This is a genomic window from Pedobacter ginsengisoli, from assembly GCF_002736205.1.
In the GTDB taxonomy this organism is placed as follows: domain Bacteria; phylum Bacteroidota; class Bacteroidia; order Sphingobacteriales; family Sphingobacteriaceae; genus Pedobacter; species Pedobacter ginsengisoli_A.
This window is the reverse complement of the sequence record NZ_CP024091.1, coordinates 4441036-4459809: the sequence shown is the minus strand read 5'-3', so window position 1 is coordinate 4459809 and position 18774 is coordinate 4441036. Positions and strand designations below refer to the sequence as shown.

Here is an 18774-nt window from a genome sequence, read left to right as displayed (position 1 = left end):
ATTTAAGTAAATTAGTAGTTAGTATGTGTAAATCTGATTTTAAAATTAAAGGCATATTTGTTTTATTGACTGCGTGCGCAGGCTTTTTTTTAAGTGGGTGTTCTGTTAATCATCGTGTAGCAAAAGGGGTTAATAGCCTCTTTAAGCATTCTGAGGTGCTAAAAAAACACTATGTGGGGTTTGCTTTATACGATATGTCGACAGATAAAATTCTGTTTGAAAATAACGCTGATAAATATTTCACTCCGGCATCAAACACCAAATTATTTACCTTTTATGGAGGTTTAAAAATGATTCCGGATTCAGTTCCTGCTTTAAGGTACGTTGAGCATGGAGATTCCCTGATATTCTGGGGGACCGGAGACCCATCTTTTTTACATGCAAAGCTCAAAGGAAACAAGGCTTTTAACTTTTTAAAAATGAGCAATAAGCGACTTTACTTTGCCTCAGGAAGGTATAAAGGAGAGTTTTACGGGAGTGGATGGCAGTGGGATGACTACAACGATTATTATCAGGCTGAAATAAATGAGCTTCCTATTATGGGAAATCTGGTTGAAGTAAATGAATTGAATGGCAAACTGAATGTTTCGCCTATGTTATTTGCCGATTGTGTGAATCAGGATTCGTCAATAAGGGATACCTCTTTTCTGGTAAAACGGAATTTTAATGAGAATAGATTTAACTACCCGCCTATAAAGGTGCCTAAGGGATATTCACAGGCAGTGCCATATAAGGTTAGCCTGTCTACAACGTTAGCGATGTTGTCTGATACATTAGGGAAAAAAATTGAGCTTATTCACATGAATATGCCATCAGACGCGGCGACACTTTATTCTTTAAAATCTGACTCGGTTTTTAAGGAGATGATGATTCCGAGTGATAATTTTATTGCTGAGCAGCTACTTTTGGTATATTCTAATCTGCTTGGACAAGATTTAAGTGGGGAGGGAGCAATTAGATACATTGCAAAAAACTATTTAAAAGAGTTACCGGATAAGCCGGTGTGGGTTGATGGCTCTGGTCTTTCTAGATATAATTTGTTTACCCCAAGGGACATTATAAAGCTTCTGGAGTTAATTTATAACCAGGTTAATGATAAGGAACGGTTATTTGCCATGCTGCCGGCAGGAGGGAAAAGAGGAACCTTAAAAAATGCTTATCCAAAAACGAATAACCCTTTTGTTTTTGGTAAAACGGGAACACTGTCGAATGTGCACTGCCAGAGCGGTTATGTTGTGACCAAAAAGAAGAAGATATACCTGTTCTCTTTTATGAACAATAATTTTGTTTCATCTACTGTCGGGGTTAGAGAGGAGATGGGCAAAATTATAAGTTATATTCACGAGAATTTTTAGGATTATAGGCTTTCAAACGGGATGTCCATAAGCGCATAGTTCTTCCATCCGATGAAATCGAAATGCCACCATTCATTTTTTATTACACGGAAACCATAAGCTTGCATTGTTGTAATTAATAATGTTCTGTTTTTTATTACCTGGGGCGGTAGGTTTGAATAGGATGGCGAGGCCTGCTCGGCAAAGCTGTCGTATGGGGTTGGCATTTGCAGCTCTTTTCCGGTTTTTAAATCAATCAGGGTGAGGTCAACAGCACATCCACGATTATGTTTAGAGCCTTTTTTGGGGTTGGCAACAAAGTTTTTATTCAGGGCTTTTTGATAGAATGCCAGTGTGATGGCATATGGCCGGTACGCATCGAAGATTTTTAGGCCATAGCCTTTTTTGTTAAGGACTAATTGTATCTTTTTTAGCTGTGTAACAACAGGCTTTCTGGCAAAAGCGCGGGCCTCTTTGTACATAACCTGATTCATGAAATTATTTTTGGTGGCGTACTTAATGTCGAGCTTAATATTTGGAATTTCCCTTTTGATTTCTATGAGTTCGTTTTGCGGGTTTTTAGCATAGGATGCCTTGTAGTCTTTATCTGAGCCAATGACCTGTAAGCCATAAGGATTGCCTTTGTATTGCTGGGCCGAGATAAAGAAAGGGCAGAGCAAGAACAATAAATACAGGTACTGTTTCATTTTCAAGACTACTGATTTGAGACCATAAGCAGTTCAATATCTTTGTACGGAAGATTGTACATGTTTGCAAGATCTTTGTTGGTTAGATGCCCCTGATAGATATACAGCGCCTCCCGGATTCCGGGCTTGCTCCAAACCATATTCATGAGTCCGCCCATGTCGCCAATGTCTAAAAGAATGGGGGTAAATATATTTGTAAGTGCGTATGATGCTGTTCTTGGTACTCTGGACGCAATATTAGGGACACAATAATGGATCACATCGTGTTTCCTGAATACAGGATCTTTATGGTTTGTGACTGTAGAGGTTTCGAAGCAGCCGCCCTGGTCAATACTTACATCGATTACGACAGAGTTGGATTTCATTCGGGATACAGTTTCTTCCATTACAATACACGGGCTTCTTCCATGGGTAGCTCTGATTGCGCCTATAACGACATCACAGGTAGTAATTGCTTTTCCAAGAACTATTGGCTGCATTACAGAGGTAAAAACGCGACTGCCCAGGTTGTTTTGTAGGCGTCGCAGGCGATAAATAGAGCTATCAAACACTTTTACCTCGGCACCTAAAGCAAGAGCTGTACGGGCGGCATATTCGCCAACCGTACCGGCACCAAGAATAACAATTTCGGTTGGAGGAACTCCTGTGAAGCCACCTAGCATCAGGCCTTTTCCTCCTGTTACATTGCTCAGGTATTCTGCCGCAATAAGAATAGACGTTGCGCCAACAATTTCGCTCATTGCCCGTACTACGCTTAGAATATTTCCTTCATCCCTCAGGTTTTCAAAGCAGATGGCATTGATTTTTTTATTAAGAAGGGCTTTTAGATAGCTTTCTTTCAAGCCTCCCATTTGAAGGGCCGAAATCAACGTTTGCCCCTTGTGCATTAACGCAACTTCTTCTAAAGTAGGTGGGGCTATTTTTACCAGTATATCGGCATTAAAAACATCTTTTTTATTAAATGAAATTATTGCCCCCTGCTCGCTGTAATCTTTATCTGAGAAATTTGAGCCAACACCAGCACCTGTTTCTATAATTACTTTATGCCCGTTGTTAATTAAAAGAGCAACAGATAATGGGGTAAGGGCTATTCGGTTTTCCTGAAATGAGATTTCTTTTGGAATGCCAATATACAAACTATTGCTTTTCTGACGGGTTTCTAACATTGTCTCTTTGGGCTGTAAAAGCCCTTTTTGAGCAATTGAGGCCATACCTTCGCGTAATCCTGTAGCCATATTTGTTTATGAGATATTTTAGCTTGAAATTAAGAAAAAAATAACCTAATAATCAGGGTCTGCTATTTTATATTTTATTGATGGACAGTAATCTTTCGTTTTCATTAATCATTTTGATCTCAACTTTTATATAATGTTCAGGTAATAGTTCCTCAACTTTTTCTGGCCACTCGATAAAGCAGGTATTTCCTGAAAAGAAGTATTCTTCATAGCCAATATCATATGCCTCCTGAAGGTTTTTGATACGGTAAAAATCAAAATGATAAAAGGTTTTGCCTTTTCCTTCATATTCATTTACGATGGAGAATGTGGGGCTGGAAACCAGCTCTTTTACACCAAGTGCTTTAGTTAAAGCCTTGATGAAAGTAGTTTTGCCGGCGCCCATATCACCTTCAAAAACAAATATTTTTTCTGTTCCGGCAAAATCTAAGAGCGAAATAGCGGCCTGGTCTAAATCAGATAAACTGTTAACATTAATATTCATTATTATCTTGAGCTGTAAGTTGCAATTGGTATTATCATTTCTTCTAATGAAATACCTCCGTGCTGAAAGGTTTCATTGTAATAGTTTACGAACTGGTTGTAATTGTTCTGGTAAACAAAATAACGATCTTCTTTTGCGAATATATAATTAGAGCTGATATTAATTTTAGGCAATTGAGCTTCGTGCGGGTTTTTAATAAGAAAAACTTCTTTTGGATTAAAGTTAAGGTTGCGCCCCTGTTTGTAACGGAGGTTTGTGTTGGTGTTTCTGTCTCCAATAACTTTGCTTGGGTGTTTTACCCGAATGGTTCCATGATCAGTTGTAATGATAACTTTAACATTTTTCTGAGATATTTTTTTCAAAAGGTCCATTAATGGCGAATGCTCAAACCACGACAAAGTTAAAGAGCGGTAAGCAGCATCGTCATTAGCCAGTTCCCGAATCATTTGCATGTCAGTTCTGGCATGCGATAGCATGTCTACGAAATTATAAACAATAGCATTGAACTCATTTTGCAGGAGATTGTTTACTTGCTCATTAAGGGCTTTCCCGTCATCATATGTTAATATTTTGTTGTAACTGAATTTACAATCTTTACGCAGGCTACGCTTAATCTGATCTGCTAAAAATGTGCCTTCATGCAGGTTTTTCCCGCCCTCATCGTCGTCATTTTGCCATAATCCGGGAAAGCGTTTTTCCATTTCGAGCGGCATTAGGCCTGAAAATATCGAATTTCGCGCATACTGGGTTGCAGTGGGCAAAATACTTGAATAAGTATCTTCTTCATCTAGGCGGAAGTGCTCGCTAATCAGAGGATTAATAATGCGCCATTGGTCATATCTTAAATTATCAATTAGGATAAAAAAGACAGGGACATTGTTATTAATTAATGGGAATGCCTTTTTCTTCAACAGATCATTGGAAAGCAGAGGAGCTTTGCCTTTGCCATTGACCCACCCGAGGTAATGATCTTCAATAAATTTTGAGAATTGCATGTTTGCCTCCGACTTTTGCATTGTCAGAATTTCGTGCATTTGCGGGTCATCTAGCTTCTCTAGCTCTAGCTCCCAAAATACCAGCTTTTTATAAACATCTACCCACTCTTCATAACTTAGCTTATCATTTAAGGTCATGCCTAATCGCCTAAAGTCTTGCTGATAGGCCATGGATGTTCTTTCGCTTACGAGACGCTTATTGTCGATTATTTTCTTGATCGTTAGCAATACCTGCTTAGGATTAACTGGCTTGATAAGGTAGTCGTCTATTTTAGACCCAATTGCATCTTCCATTAAGTTTTCTTCTTCACTTTTGGTTATGAGGACAACGGGGACATCATTTCTGATGTTTTTTATAGCAGTTAGCGTTTCAAGGCCACTCAATCCGGGCATATTTTCATCTAGAAAAACCAGATCAAAGTGTTCTTTCCCAAATGCTTCAAGGGCATCATTGCCATTTGTGTAAGTGGTAACATGATATCCTTTTTCGTTTAACAGCAGTATATGTGGTTTTAATAAGTTTATCTCATCATCGGCCCATAGAATCTTGGTTTCCTGCATTATCGTATTTATATAATGTGAATTTATTTGTCAAAAAGAGAGAGTGTCTTTCTTACTATGGATAAAAATAGCAATTTTTGTACCGTATAATTTATTTTTAAGGATTGAACAAAAAGAAAATAATAAATGATCCGGTTTATGGTTTCATAAATATTCCTTCAGAAATAGTCTTTGATCTGATATCTCATCCCTATTTTCAGCGATTGAGATATATAAAGCAATTGGGAATGACCCATTTGGTGTATCCGGGAGCATTACATACCCGTTTTCACCATGCTTTAGGGGCAATGCATCTTATGGGGTTGGCTATTGAAATTTTAAGAAGCAAAGGGCATAAGATAAATAGTGAAGAAGAAGAGGCTGCCACAATTGCTATCTTGTTACATGACATCGGACATGGTCCTTTTTCTCATGCGCTGGAGTATTCACTGGCTCATGGAATAAAGCATGAAGACATTTCCATGCTAATTATGGAAAAGCTAAATGCTGAATTTGGGGGGAGACTAACGCCTGCAATTGATATTTTTAAAGGTAAATACCACAAGAAATTTCTGGCTCAGCTGGTCTCAGGACAGTTAGATCTTGATAGAATGGATTACCTGAACCGGGATAGTTTTTTTACCGGAGTAAGCGAAGGGGTAATTAGTTTTGATCGGATCATTAAAATGTTTAATGTGCTGGATGACAATCTTGTAATTGAAGAAAAGGGCATTTATTCGATAGAGAACTTTCTGATCTCAAGAAGATTGATGTATTGGCAGGTTTATTTACATAAAACTGTTATTGCAGGAGAAATGGTGCTGGTGAAAATTTTAAAGCGAGCAAAGGAATTGGCCGCACGAGGAGAAGCCCTTTTTGCTACGCCTGCACTACAGCATTTTTTGATAAATGATGTTACGGAAGCAGATTTCTTTTCGGAAGACATTCACTTATCCATGTTTGTACAGCTAGACGATCAGGACATTTTTGCTTCAATAAAGGTTTGGCGCAATCACGGTGATAGAATACTGGCACAGTTGTGCAAAATGCTCACTAACAGGAACCTTTATAAGGTTGAGATTACAAATGATGCTCCAGATCAGAACAGAGTGGATGTACTTAAGGAGAACACCGCAGAATTTTTAAATCTTATTGGTGATGAAGTGTCTTATTTTGTTTTTACAGATGTGGTAAGAAATAGGGCTTATGATGCCGGAAACAGCAATATAAACATTTTATTAAAAAACAATATCATAATTGATATTGCAAAAGCATCAGATTTATCTAACTTAGAATCTTTAGACAAAACAGTGAAAAAGCACATACTTTGCTACCCAAGAATTATTTAGCATATTTTAACAAAATAATTAATTTTTAATCCCGTTTTTAGTTTTTTAAAACTAATTATGGAATTGTAATAACCTAAATAGGTTTATTTGTTCATATCAATTTAACATATAACTTTGTAAAATGCAATTTACTGCCAAGCAGATAAGCGAATTTATAAATGGCACCATTGAGGGCGACGAAAATGTAAAAGTCGAAGAGCTTTCTAAAATAGAAGATGGCAAGCCGGGATCTTTATGCTTTTTGTCAAACCCCAAATATGAGAACTATTTATATTCTACCAATGCTTCTGTAGTTATTGTTAGTAAGGAATTTTTACCGTCACAACCTGTAAAAAGCACTTTAATAAAAGTTTCAGATCCTTATAGTGCATTTTCTGTTCTGTTAGACAGGTACAATGAAGTGATAAGTCAGGTTAGCGAATCATCCGGTGTTGAGCAACCTTCTTTTGTTCACCCGACCGTAAAACTGGGCAAAAATGTCTTTATCGCGGCGTTCTCTTATATAGCTGAGAATGTTGAAATAGGAGACAACACCAAAATATTAGCACAGGTCTATGTTGGGCCCGACACAAAAATTGGATCAGGATGCACACTTTTCCCCGGGGTTAAGGTTTATAACCGGTCTGTTATTGGTAATCGTGTTTTTATACATGCCAATACTGTAGTGGGTAGCGATGGATTTGGATTTGCACCACAGGCGGATGGAACCTATTCAAAAATTGCTCAAATTGGCAATGTGGTTATTGAAGATGATGTTGAGATTGGTGCAAATACTACAATTGACCGGGCAACAATGGGCTCAACTTTTATTAGAAAAGGAGTTAAACTGGACAATTTGATTCAAATTGCTCATAATGTTGATGTTGGTGAACATAGCGTTGTGGCTGCACAAACCGGTATATCTGGAAGTACCAAGCTGGGCGAAAAATCAGTAGTGGGAGGTCAGGTAGGAATAGCAGGCCATCTTTCATTAGCGAAAGGAACGCAAATTGGCGCTCAGGCTGGCATTAATTTTAGTATATCAGAAGAGAATAAACAGTGGCATGGCAGTCCTGCCCAGCCTTTAAGAGATTGGATGCGCGCATCTGTAATATTTAAACAGTTGCCTGCTGTTGAAAAAAGAATAGCAGCTTTAGAAACAACTATCGCCCAACTAAGAGCGGTAATTGAACAAAATAGTACAATACAGAATAATAATGAACGTTAAGCAAAAGACCATTAAAAACGAAGTTTCCGTAAAGGGTGTAGGCCTGCATACCGGAGCAAATGTCACATTAACTTTTTGTCCGGCCCCTGAGAATCATGGATTTAAATTCCAAAGGATAGATTTGCCGGGAGCACCAATAGTGGATGCAGATTGTGATAATGTTACCGATACTGCACGAGGGACTACTATTTCGCAGAACGGAGCTAGTGTAAGTACCGTTGAGCATGTTATGGCATCGCTTGTGGGAATGGATCTGGATAATGTGCTTATGAAAGTGGATGGTCCTGAAACACCAATTATGGATGGTAGCGCAATTCTATTTTTAGATGCACTTGAGGCTGCAGGAATACAGCAACAGGAGGTTGATAGGGAGTATTTTCAAATACCACATAATATAACATATACTGAGCCGGATAGAAAAGTTGAAATTGTTGCAATGCCACTTGACGACTACAGGTTTACCTGTATGATAGACTATAATTCACCGGTTTTAGGAAGTCAGCATGCAGGAATTTCAAGTATTGCAGAGTTCAAAAAAGAAATCGCATCATGCAGAACTTTTTGCTTTTTACACGAACTTGAATATCAATTACAGAATAACTTGATTAAAGGTGGCGATTTAAATAATGCCATAGTTATTGTAGATAAAGAAGTTACAAAGGAGGAATTAGACCATTTAGCAACTATTTTTAATAGAAAGGCTATGGAGGTTGCCCCACAAGGAATTCTAAATAATATGGAATTAAGGTATCAAAACGAGCCTGCCAGACACAAATTGTTAGATATGATTGGTGATTTGGCGCTTGTTGGTATACATTTGAAAGGCCATATTATGGCTGCCCGCCCAGGTCATGCCGCAAATGTTGCTTTTGCAAAAAAGATTAAAGCAGCAATCAAAAAAGAAAAAAATAAAAAGGTACAGCATGTTTATGACCCATCGGTAAAGCCGCTTTATGATGTGGTTCAGATCATGGATATTTTACCACATAGGCAGCCTTTTTTATTTATAGATAAAATATTGGAACTTTCTAAGACACACGTAGTTGGTGTTAAGAATGTAACCATGAACGAAGAGTTTTTTAAAGGGCATTTTCCTGGAGCCCCGGTATTTCCTGGGGTAATTCAAATTGAGGCAATGGCTCAAACCGGAGGTATTTTGGTTTTGAGTACTGTTCCTGATCCAAGAAATTACCTTACTTTGTTTTTAAAAATAGATAATGTACGCTTTAGAGCTCAGGTGTCCCCAGGGGATACCATTGTCTTCAGATGCGATTTGATGGAACCAATCAGAAGGGGAATTGCCCAGATGAAAGGCGTTGGAATGGTAGGAGGCAAAGTAGTTGTTGAAGCGGAGATGATGGCACAAATTATAAAAGTTAAAGATAGCGAACCGACAACATGATACAACCCCTAGCGTATATACACCCTCAGGCAAAAATTGCCGATAATGTGGTAATAGAGCCTTTTGCAGTGATACATAAGGACGTGGAGATTGGTGAGGGAACCTGGATAGGTTCGAATGTCGTTATTATGGATGGCGCTCGCATTGGAAAGAACTGCCGGGTTTTTCCAGGCTCAGTGATTTCAGGTGTGCCTCAGGATTTAAAGTTCGCCGGAGAGGTAACTACTGCCGAAATTGGCGATAATACAACCATCAGAGAGTGTGTTACTATAAACAGAGGAACAAAAGATAAATGGAAAACTGTAATAGGCAGCAATTGTCTTATTCAGGCTTATTCTCACATTGCTCACGATTGCGAAGTTGGAGATTACTGCATATTTTCGAACAGCACAACTTTAGCTGGCCACATCACAATTGGTAATTATGTAGTATTGGCGGGTTTGGTGGCTATTCATCAATTTGTTAAAGTTGGAGCCCACGCATTTGTTACAGGGGGTTCCCTGGTAAGAAAGGATGTCCCCCCTTATGTTAAAGCCGCCAGAGAGCCCCTTTCATATGCAGGGATTAACTCTGTAGGTTTGAGAAGAAGAGGTTTCTCTTCTGAGAAAATTAACGAGATACAAGAAATTTACAGGGTTTTATTTGTTAAACATAACAACGTTACCAAAGCTCTGGATATGATTGAAGCAGAATTTATACCAACGGAGATCCGTGATGAAATAGTTGATTTTATAAGAAACTCAAACAGAGGTGTAATGAAGGGCTTTGGGTCTGGTAGTTAATTGATATCAGATCAATGACAATTACGTTAGAGGACATTGGGCGAAGATTTAACCAGGAGTGGATTTTTAAAGGTGTTAACTATCAATTTAATCCGAGCGGTAAATACGCAATCTTAGGGCCCAATGGCTCAGGGAAATCAACATTTCTAAGTGTGTTGCTTGGGAGTTTGTCTCCCTCTGAAGGCAGAATATCGTATAATAGTCAGAAAGAAATCGCTGTAGACCACATTTATAAATATATTAGTTTTGCGGCCCCATATCTGGATTTGATAGAGGAGTTTACCCTTCAGGAAACGATTGATTTTCATTTTAAGTTTAAGCAATTACAGAAAGGCTTTGACGAGGGGATGGTTTTGGAGTTGCTGGGGCTAAAGAAATCGCAGGATAAAGCATTAAAGTATTTCTCGTCAGGAATGAAGCAGAGAACTAAGTTAGTGCTGGCATGCTGCACAGATACTCCTATATTATTATTGGATGAGCCAACCTCAAATTTAGATAAGCAGGGCATTACATGGTACCATGAGCTAATGGAACGCTTTACTTCTGATAGACTTGTAATTGTAGGTTCAAATCAGGAGGTAGAGTATTCCTTTTGTAACCATTTCGTTCAAATAACTAATTATAAATAACAAAAATTATATTTGTATTGAGTTTAAAAGCGGGCAATTTGATGCTTTAAGACCGATAAAAATTTATTTTTAAATTACTATTGTAGAATTAATAAATAGTTTATACCTTTGCGGCACGAAAAAAGGCCGGTGGTTTAGGCAAAATTTCAGAATAAAATGGCAAAAGCATCAGAAGTAAAAAATGGTAATATCCTTCGTTTTAACGGAGAATTAGTACAGGTAGAAGAGTTTTTACACCGTACGCCAGGTAATTTACGTGCTTTTTATCAATCAAGAATGAGAAACGTAAAAACAGGGAAACTTGTTGAATATAGATTCCGTGTTGATGAGGATGTTGAGATTTGCCGTGTTGAAACCAGCGATTACCAATATTTGTATGAAGATGGCGATGCACTTGTAGTAATGGATAATGCTACTTTCGAACAATTTAATATTCCAAAATTATTATTTGGTAAAAGTGTTCGCTTCTTGAAAGAAGGAATGAATGTAATCATCGCATTTGAAAGTGATGAGCCTATTATGGCGCAAACGCCTTCGCATGTTGAATTAGAAATAACGTACTCCGAGCCTGCAGTTAAAGGCGATACATCTACAAACGCATTAAAATATGCAACTGTAGAGACTGGAGTTGAAATAAAAGTGCCAATGTTTATCAATCAAGGTGATAAAGTTAAGATAGATACACGTACTGGCGATTACGTAGAAAGAGTTAAATAAGAATTTTCATAGTTTAGTTTTAGGTTTAGGTTGATTGTGGCTTCGGAGTGGTTCCCGAAGCCATCTTTTTTTATATTTGTTTTGATGAAAAAGGTACAACTAAGAAAACTGGCGCTAAACCAGAGAGCATCGCTCTCTCCTTCGGTAATACCCACGCTTTCCAATCAATTATTAGCCCATTTTTCTAAGTTTGATTTTTCAGAAATAAGAACGATACATATTTTTTTACCCATCGCAGAAAAAAACGAGCCTGATACATTTCTTTTCATTGACTGGTTAAAAAACAATCATCCGGAGATAAAAATTATTGTACCGAAAGCCGACTTTGAAACAGCATTAATGAGCAATTATGTTTATTCGGAAAGAGAAGATTTACAAAAGAACCTATATAATATTCTGGAACCTCAAACAGGAGAATTGCACTCAGGAGAAGTAGAAATGGTGATAATTCCGCTGCTGACTTTTGATAGAAAAGGATATAGAGTTGGATATGGGAAAGGGTTTTATGATAGGTTTTTAGAAGGCTTGAGAACTCTTAAAGTGGGGATTTCATTTTTTGAGCCAGGAGATGATATAGAGGATGTGAACGAACATGATATCCGCCTGGATTTATGCATCACCCCTCACATTGTATATGATTTCAGGAAATCAGTAATTAAATAAGCAATACTTTTTCCGGTAAAAGAACTTGTTCTTCCGTCTTCCATTGTGCTCGCACCTTCACATATATGCAAATAAGCAAATTGCTTTGACGAACTAAGAATGAACTTTCTTACCTCATTTAAGCTAAAACCAGATGGCGTAGCAGCGCTTGAGAGTATGTTTTCTATGCTATCAAGGTCAATTTCTAAGCCAGGAGTTTTAAATTGACTGATAAGTTGGTTCCAGAGGGTTGCAATGGTCTCTGATAATAGAATATCATCAAAGAAAACAGCAGTTATTTTTTTGTTTTCCTTTATTTGATTTAGAATAGCTTCATTGTTGTAGTTCTGATGCAATCCGAAAATGCCATACTTGGCTATATAGCCTTCTTTTAAGGCATAACTGAAGCTATTGCCACTGTTCCGTCCTATTGGTTCTCTTAGGTCGGCATGAGCGTCTATATTGATTATTTCAGCTAACTCCCCTTTGGCTAAGGCGAGAGCTTTGATTATGGGGTAGGCATTGTTATGGCCTCCTCCAACAATGATTGGAATTTTCCCGGCGTCAATAATTTTAATGATGCATGCACAGACTTCGCCATCAATTTCAGTTACCTTTCTCTCCAGTTCTTCTATTGTATTGTTTTGGGGATCTGCAAACTCAAAATGCCCGAGGACAATTAAATCTGAACCATTTAAAAAGCGGTTAGATTGCGTATTAAGCAAAGCCTTAAGTGTGGGATGCCAAGCTGTAGAGGCCCCTGCGAGGCCATAATTGGCCCTAATTCCAATGTCTTCGGGAATACCCACTAAAACAAAACGGGCTTTTGAGGTATTAAGGTTTTCTAAAGAGGCAACAACCTCTACGCATTGACCTAATTTTGTTTCTCCGCTGCGGGTGTTAACTAATTTTAGAATGTCTTTACTGGTGTAAATTTGAAGTCCATCCATTAATATATTTCTCCATTTAAAACTACTTTTTCTATTTGCGACTGCCCAAAACTATAAGGGAGGTAAGCAAGTGAACTCATTGGCCGTGTAATGAATAGGTTTGCTTTTTTTCCAATTGCGATGCTTCCCGTAATATCAGATAGCTGAATTGCAGCCGCGCCGTTTAAAGTGGCTGCGTTAATTGCTTCTTCTGGGAGCATCTTTAATTTGATGCAGCCTAAAGAAACCACGAGGTTCATGTTGCCCGAAGGAGTAGATCCAGGATTAAAATCAGAAGCTAAGGCTACGGGAATATCGGCATCTATTAGGTTGCGTGCGTTAGCAAAGGGGATGCCGAGGAACAGGGAGCAGGATGGAAGAAGGGTAGCAATAGTATTGCTTTTACTTAAACATCTAACCGCTTCTTTGTCAGTAACCTCAAGGTGATCTACCGAGACTGCATTGTGCTTTACTCCAACCTGAACGCCTCCTGAAATAGACAATTGGTTTGCATGAATTTTAGGAGGTAATCCATATTTTGCTGCGACATCTAAAAGTTTATCTGTTTCATCTACCGAAAAAAAGCCTTTTTCGCAAAACACGTCCATGTAATCTGCCAGACCTTCATCCGCAATCTGTGGAAGCATTTTATCAACAATTAGCTGAATGTATGCGTTATGGTCGTTTTTATAATTTTCCGGATAAGTATGTGCTGCAAGGAAAGAAGCTTTAACGGGAATTTTAAAAGCCTCTTTGATACGCTTGATTACCCGGAGCATTTTTAATTCACTATCAACAGTCAGACCGTAGCCGCTTTTAATTTCAACAGCTCCGGTTCCTAACTTAATCATGTCGTTTAACCTCATAGAGGCGCTTTCAAACAAAGAATCTTCTGATACTTTTTGAAGCTTGTGAGCCGAGTTTAAAATTCCACCTCCTGCTGCGGCTATTTCTTCATAGCTCTTTCCCTGAATTTTCATTTCAAATTCCTCTTCTCGTGAGGAGGCAAACACAATATGAGTGTGTGAATCGCACCATGAAGGGAAAACGTAGCCTCCGTTAGCAGAAACGGAGGTTAATGAGGTTGGCAGATCAGTAGGAATATTATCCATGCTGCCAAAACGCGTTATTAATCCGCTCTCACATAATATCCAGGCGTTATTTACTGCCGGTAAAGCACCCATGGCACTTCCCTTTAAAACCAGAACGTTTTTAGGATGAATGCCAACAAGCAAGCCAATATCTGTTATCAGGAGGGCCGACATGGTTTAGGGGTTTAACTCCAATAGCACAGGGCAATGATCGGAATGGACGGCATCTGGAAGAATTGTAACCTTTTTAAGCTTATTTAATAGAGGCTGGGTTGCCAGATGATAGTCAATACGCCATCCAAGATTCTTAGCTCTGGAATTTGCTCTGAAACTCCACCAAGTATAATGATGCGGGTCTTTATTAAAATGCCTAAAAGTATCTATAAAGCCATTATTTAAAAACAATTCCATCCACTCGCGTTCTTCAGGTAAGAAGCCAGAAGAATTTGCATTTGATTTAGGGTTATGTATGTCGATAGCGGTATGACAAATGTTATAATCGCCCGAAATAATCAAATTAGGGCATTCTTTGCGTAGCTCGGCAATATATGTATCGAAGAAACGCATGAATTCGTACTTTTTAACTTGTCTCTCGTCTCCACTTGATCCCGATGGCATATAGAGGCTCATTAAAGAGAAGTCGTTAAAATCAGCCCTTAAAATGCGCCCTTCTTTGTCTATCCACTCTTCCCCGCAACCGTACTCAACGTGATTTGGCTTAATCCGGGTTAATATAGCCACACCGCTATAGCCTTTTTTCTCAGCAGGAAACCAGTAATGATGATATCCCAGCTGCTCAATTAAGGATAGTATATCAGGAATCTGAGAAGGTAAAGCCTTAACTTCCTGTAAACAAACCATATCAGCATCAGTGGCCTGTAACCATCCAAAAAAGTTTTTGGTTGATGCCGAGCGGATGCCATTAACATTGTAAGATATAATCTTCATAAAATATATTGCTGGATTAATTAATTTGTTTTTCTAACTTTTTAGCTGCACGTCTTTTTAAAACGGAAACTGACATTTTCACATCAACAACAGGACGGTCGTTTGAATCTCTTGCAACAGAGGCAATTTTATCAACCATATCTAAGCCTGAGATAACCTCTCCAAAAACAGTGTAGTTCCTGTCTAAATGAGGGGCGCCACCTATGCTTTTATATATTTCTCTCTGCCAAACAGGGATTTTGAAATGAAGGCGGTTCTCTTCTAATGAATCCAGCCCTTCATCGGTAAATTTTTTACCCTGAACAATGTAAAACTGAGACCCGCTTGATGCCTTTTCCGGATTATTGTCTCTAGCGGCAGCGAGTACCCCTTTTTTATGAAACAGACTATCTCTAAATTCTGCCGGAATAGTATAGCCTAGTGATCCATCCCCTAATAAGTCTCCTTGTTTTGCTTTTTTTGAATCCGGATCACCACCCTGAATCATAAAATCCCTAATCACCCTATGAAATAAGGTGCCTTCGTAAACGTGTTTTCTAATAAGAGATATAATGTTATCGCGATGTTTCGGGGTTTCATTATACAACATAATAATACATTCGCCCATATCGGTTTTTATTTTAATGTATTGGTGTTTTGGCCTTGCAGCAAAGCCAGATAAAAAAGCCAGACATAGGATTAAGGTAAGAATTTTGTTCATTAGTAATTACTTTGAAGCTAAGGTAAGTTAAAAATGGCTTTATTGAAATGCGGCTCAGGTCAATTTTATTGATTATCTTTCTTATCATACATCAATATCCATTAAGGAAGACGGATGTAATTTTGTAAATTAATAACTCAAAAAATTATGAAGAAGGTATTTTTATTTCTGGTTGCAATTTCAATCAGTGTTGCGTCTTTCGCACAAACAAAGTGGACAGTAGATCCAATGCACTCATTTGTGAATTTCTCAGTAAAACATATGGGAATCTCTTTTGTAGACGGATCATTTAAAAAATTTGATGGCGCAGTCACTGCAGCTAAAGCAGATTTAACAGATGCAAAAATTAGCTTTTCGGTTGATGTAAATAGCATTTCTACAAGTGTTGAGCCTCGCGATAAGCACTTAAAATCTGATGATTTCTTTAATGCTGAAGGGTTTCCATATATGACTTTCGAAAGCACATCATTCAAAAAGCTGAAAGGGAACAACTACGAATTGAGTGGAAAACTTACAATCCGTGATGTAACCAAAGATGTAAAATTCAGCGTAGTGTATGGTGGAACTGCTAAAGATCAGCAGGGAAACACCAAAGCAGGATTTTCAGCACAGACGACCATTAATCGTTTGGATTACAACATAAAGTACGATCCAAGTGGAATGGGCGTAGCTAAAGATGTTAAAATAGTTTTGAACCTGGAGTTTGTTCAGGCAAAATAATTGATTTACAGGTCGTCTTAATCTGGCGGCCTGTATTAATTTCTAATCATATGAATAACTTATCTCAATTCAAAACATTCACAAGCAGGCTGCCAATTCAAGATAGCCTTATGCCGGTGTTATTTATAGGGCACGGGTCTCCGATGAATGGGATAGAGGATAATGAATTTAGCGGGAAATGGGCTTCAATGGCACAAAACATACCTGTGCCCACAGCAGTACTGGTAGTTTCTGCGCATTGGTTTACTAAAGGGATTCATATTACAGCTATGGATTTCCCCAGGACTATACATGATTTTGGTGGGTTTCCGCAAGCGCTTTTCGATGTTGATTATCCCGCTCCAGGAGATCCTGAGTTGGCTGCTGAAACCGCTGGACTTATACATAGCACTCCTGTTGGTTTGGATCATGACTGGGGTTTGGATCATGGGGCATGGACAATTGTAAGACACATGTACCCTGAAGCAAATATTCCTGTTCTTCAATTGAGTATCGATTATACAAAGGATGCGCGTTATCATTATGAGTTGGCCAAAGAATTGCAGCTTTTAAGAAAAAAAGGCGTTTTAATTCTGGGAAGCGGAAATATGGTTCATAACCTTAGGATGATGAGCTGGCAAATGATAAATGGTGGTGGTTACGATTGGGCTTTGCAAATGAACGATAGATTCAAACGCCTGATATTAAACAATGAACATCAGCCGCTAATGAACTACCAGTCTCTGGGTAAAGAGGCAATGCTTGCAATACCTACTCCTGAGCATTATTTGCCCCTGATGTATACTCTTGGCCTAAAAAATGAAAACGAAGAGATTTATTTGTTTAACGATAAAGCTGTTGGCGGATCATTAACCATGACCTCTGTTCAAATAGGATAATTACATAAGTTTTTTTAGCCATTTTAATACCCAGTCCTTGCCCTTATAGGGTGGGTAAATAATATTGGTCATGTCTAGCTTAGACTGAAAAACGACTGCTCTTTCATGGCTAAACGACTTAAAGCCGAATACCCCATGGCAGCTTCCCATACCACTTCCGTTTACACCTCCAAAAGGAAGTTTCGGGTTCGAAATATGAATCAGTACATCATTAACGCAAGTGCCCCCGGCACTGGTATTTGCTATAATTTTATTGATGTTTTCCTTGCTTTCGCTAAAAATGTACAATGCCAGAGGTTTGCTTTTTTGGTTGATACGGGCAATTGCTTCATCTAAATTTTTATACGGAATAATTGGCAATACAGGGCCAAAAATCTCTTCATTCATAATAGCCGAATCGTCTTGAACCTGAGTAAGCACAGTAGGGCCAATTGTTTTACTGGATTCATCCATTTCGCCACCCAGGGCTACGCTGGCACCTTTGCTTGTTGCATCGGTAATCAGGCTAGATAATCTTTTAAAATGCCTCTCGTTTATGATTTTCGCATAAATGGCCGGGTCAATTGTGCTGGCTCCATTACAGAACATTTTATTTACAGATTCCTTGTAGAGCCCAATAAACTCTGCTTGAAGGCCTTCAGGGATAAAAAGATAATCGGGCGCGATGCAGGTCTGTCCGGCATTCATCAGTTTCCCCCAGGCAATCTTTTCTGCGGCATTTTTAAGATTTGCAGTAGTGTCAATTATAGTTGGTGATTTTCCTCCTAACTCCAATGTTACAGAGGTAAGATTTTTTGCCGCGGCCGCCATAACCACCTTTCCAATGGCAGTGCTCCCTGTAAAGAAAATGTGATCAAAAGGGAGCTCCAGTAAAGCTGTAGAGACAGTTGCATCGCCTTCAAAGCAAGAGATTTCTTGTTCCTCAAAGCATTCGACAATAATCTGTGCTATAATTGAACTTGTAGCAGGGCTAAGTTCCGAAGGTTTTAGTATTACGCAATTTCCGGCGGCAATGGCCGAGATTAAGGGAGCCATCAGTAATTGAAAAGGATAATTCCAGGGCGAAATGATCAGACACACGCCTTTTGGCTCATAATACAGTCTGTTTTTAGCAAAAAGGTTAGTTATTGTTTTGCCAATATACTTTGGCCTCATCCATTTTTGCAAATGCTTAATGGCAAAATCAATCTCAGCATAGGTAAATATCAGCTCGGTAACAGCCGCTTCAAATTGGCTTTTTCTAAGATCTTGTTGTAAAGCGGCGTACACTTCGTTCTCATGTTTTTCTATGGCATGCTTTAATGCTTTTAATTTACTTATTCTTTGTGCAGCACTATTAGTCCGAAGCGTATATTTATGCGCCTGTTGGGCATTGAAAATTGAATTGATGCTTTGAGTCATGTTGGCTTGCCAAGCTGGCCTGAAATTGTTAAAATAGGTTAAATTAATAATCCTTAATTGCTATTGTATTGAAAATAGATTGAT

At 38.5% G+C, this 18774-nt stretch carries 19 protein-coding genes; 10 read left to right on the top strand and 9 right to left on the bottom strand.

Features of this window, described 5'->3' with window-relative positions:
• Positions 1–23: 23 nt before the first annotated feature.
• Positions 24–1355, top strand: a complete 1332-nt coding sequence (locus CPT03_RS18550) for a D-alanyl-D-alanine carboxypeptidase/D-alanyl-D-alanine-endopeptidase (protein ID WP_099440228.1) — start codon at positions 24–26, stop codon at positions 1353–1355.
• Positions 1356–1357: 2 nt separating this feature from the next.
• Here the strand turns inward: CPT03_RS18550 and CPT03_RS18545 are convergent, their stop codons facing one another.
• The 4 genes from CPT03_RS18545 to CPT03_RS18530 all read right to left on the bottom strand — a co-directional run bounded on the left by CPT03_RS18545 (position 1358) and on the right by CPT03_RS18530 (position 5316).
• Positions 1358–2041: a M15 family metallopeptidase gene (locus CPT03_RS18545; RefSeq protein ID WP_099440227.1), complete on the bottom strand. Its 684-nt coding sequence runs from the start codon at positions 2039–2041 to the stop codon at positions 1358–1360.
• An 8-nt stretch (positions 2042–2049) separates the two neighbouring features.
• Entirely contained in the window at positions 2050–3276 is a 1227-nt protein-coding gene (locus CPT03_RS18540) for an alanine dehydrogenase (RefSeq protein WP_099440226.1), read from the bottom strand.
• Between the two features lie 67 nt (positions 3277–3343).
• Positions 3344–3760, bottom strand: coding sequence for a tRNA (adenosine(37)-N6)-threonylcarbamoyltransferase complex ATPase subunit type 1 TsaE (tsaE, locus tag CPT03_RS18535; RefSeq protein ID WP_099440225.1), 417 nt, complete (start codon positions 3758–3760; stop codon positions 3344–3346).
• 2 nt (positions 3761–3762) lie between these two features.
• On the bottom strand, positions 3763–5316 hold the full coding sequence (locus tag CPT03_RS18530) for a bifunctional response regulator/alkaline phosphatase family protein (protein WP_099440224.1): 1554 nt from the start codon (positions 5314–5316) through the stop codon (positions 3763–3765).
• Positions 5317–5420: 104 nt separating this feature from the next.
• On the opposite strand from CPT03_RS18530, the gene CPT03_RS18525 reads away from it, so the two are divergent.
• From CPT03_RS18525 to CPT03_RS18495, 7 genes are all read left to right on the top strand, one after another.
• Positions 5421–6644 (top strand): HD domain-containing protein, encoded by a 1224-nt coding sequence (locus CPT03_RS18525; RefSeq protein WP_099440223.1) that lies wholly within the window; start codon positions 5421–5423, stop codon positions 6642–6644.
• 121 nt (positions 6645–6765) lie between these two features.
• On the top strand, positions 6766–7851 hold the full coding sequence (gene lpxD / locus CPT03_RS18520; protein ID WP_099440222.1) for a UDP-3-O-(3-hydroxymyristoyl)glucosamine N-acyltransferase: 1086 nt from the start codon (positions 6766–6768) through the stop codon (positions 7849–7851).
• Complete coding sequence (locus CPT03_RS18515; protein ID WP_099440221.1) at positions 7841–9253, top strand: bifunctional UDP-3-O-[3-hydroxymyristoyl] N-acetylglucosamine deacetylase/3-hydroxyacyl-ACP dehydratase; 1413 nt, start codon at positions 7841–7843, stop codon at positions 9251–9253. The genes lpxD and CPT03_RS18515 overlap by 11 nt, the downstream gene beginning before the upstream one ends.
• Positions 9250–10035: an acyl-ACP--UDP-N-acetylglucosamine O-acyltransferase gene (lpxA, locus tag CPT03_RS18510; RefSeq protein ID WP_099440220.1), complete on the top strand. Its 786-nt coding sequence runs from the start codon at positions 9250–9252 to the stop codon at positions 10033–10035. Before CPT03_RS18515 ends, lpxA begins: the two co-directional genes overlap by 4 nt.
• Positions 10036–10049: 14 nt before the next feature.
• Positions 10050–10664: an ATP-binding cassette domain-containing protein gene (locus CPT03_RS18505; RefSeq protein WP_099440219.1), complete on the top strand. Its 615-nt coding sequence runs from the start codon at positions 10050–10052 to the stop codon at positions 10662–10664.
• A gap of 156 nt (positions 10665–10820) precedes the next feature.
• A complete protein-coding gene (gene efp, locus CPT03_RS18500; protein WP_099440218.1) occupies positions 10821–11381 on the top strand; it encodes an elongation factor P in 561 nt (186 codons plus the stop codon).
• Between the two features lie 84 nt (positions 11382–11465).
• Positions 11466–12044 (top strand): 5-formyltetrahydrofolate cyclo-ligase, encoded by a 579-nt coding sequence (locus CPT03_RS18495; protein WP_099440217.1) that lies wholly within the window; start codon positions 11466–11468, stop codon positions 12042–12044.
• On the opposite strand, the gene CPT03_RS18490 is transcribed toward CPT03_RS18495, so the two are convergent.
• From CPT03_RS18490 to CPT03_RS18475, 4 genes are read right to left on the bottom strand one after another with little or no spacing between them, the layout of a single operon-like run.
• Entirely contained in the window at positions 12005–12973 is a 969-nt protein-coding gene (locus CPT03_RS18490; protein ID WP_099440216.1) for a formimidoylglutamase, read from the bottom strand. The genes CPT03_RS18495 and CPT03_RS18490 overlap by 40 nt on opposite strands.
• Positions 12973–14217 (bottom strand): imidazolonepropionase, encoded by a 1245-nt coding sequence (hutI, locus tag CPT03_RS18485; protein ID WP_099440215.1) that lies wholly within the window; start codon positions 14215–14217, stop codon positions 12973–12975. The genes CPT03_RS18490 and hutI overlap by 1 nt, the downstream gene beginning before the upstream one ends.
• 3 nt (positions 14218–14220) lie before the next feature.
• Positions 14221–14991, bottom strand: a complete 771-nt coding sequence (locus tag CPT03_RS18480) for an exodeoxyribonuclease III (protein WP_099440214.1) — start codon at positions 14989–14991, stop codon at positions 14221–14223.
• A gap of 16 nt (positions 14992–15007) precedes the next feature.
• On the bottom strand, positions 15008–15691 hold the full coding sequence (locus CPT03_RS18475; protein WP_099440213.1) for a peptidylprolyl isomerase: 684 nt from the start codon (positions 15689–15691) through the stop codon (positions 15008–15010).
• Positions 15692–15838: 147 nt separating this feature from the next.
• Here CPT03_RS18475 and CPT03_RS18470 point away from each other — a divergent pair, with 147 nt between their 5' ends.
• Both CPT03_RS18470 and ygiD read left to right on the top strand, forming a co-directional pair.
• Positions 15839–16411: a YceI family protein gene (locus CPT03_RS18470; protein WP_099440212.1), complete on the top strand. Its 573-nt coding sequence runs from the start codon at positions 15839–15841 to the stop codon at positions 16409–16411.
• A gap of 50 nt (positions 16412–16461) precedes the next feature.
• Positions 16462–17289, top strand: coding sequence for a 4,5-DOPA dioxygenase extradiol (ygiD, locus tag CPT03_RS18465; RefSeq protein WP_099440211.1), 828 nt, complete (start codon positions 16462–16464; stop codon positions 17287–17289).
• Here ygiD and CPT03_RS18460 read toward each other — a convergent pair whose 3' ends face one another.
• A complete protein-coding gene (locus CPT03_RS18460; RefSeq protein WP_099440210.1) occupies positions 17290–18690 on the bottom strand; it encodes an aldehyde dehydrogenase family protein in 1401 nt (466 codons plus the stop codon).
• Between the last annotated feature and the right edge of the window lie 84 nt (positions 18691–18774).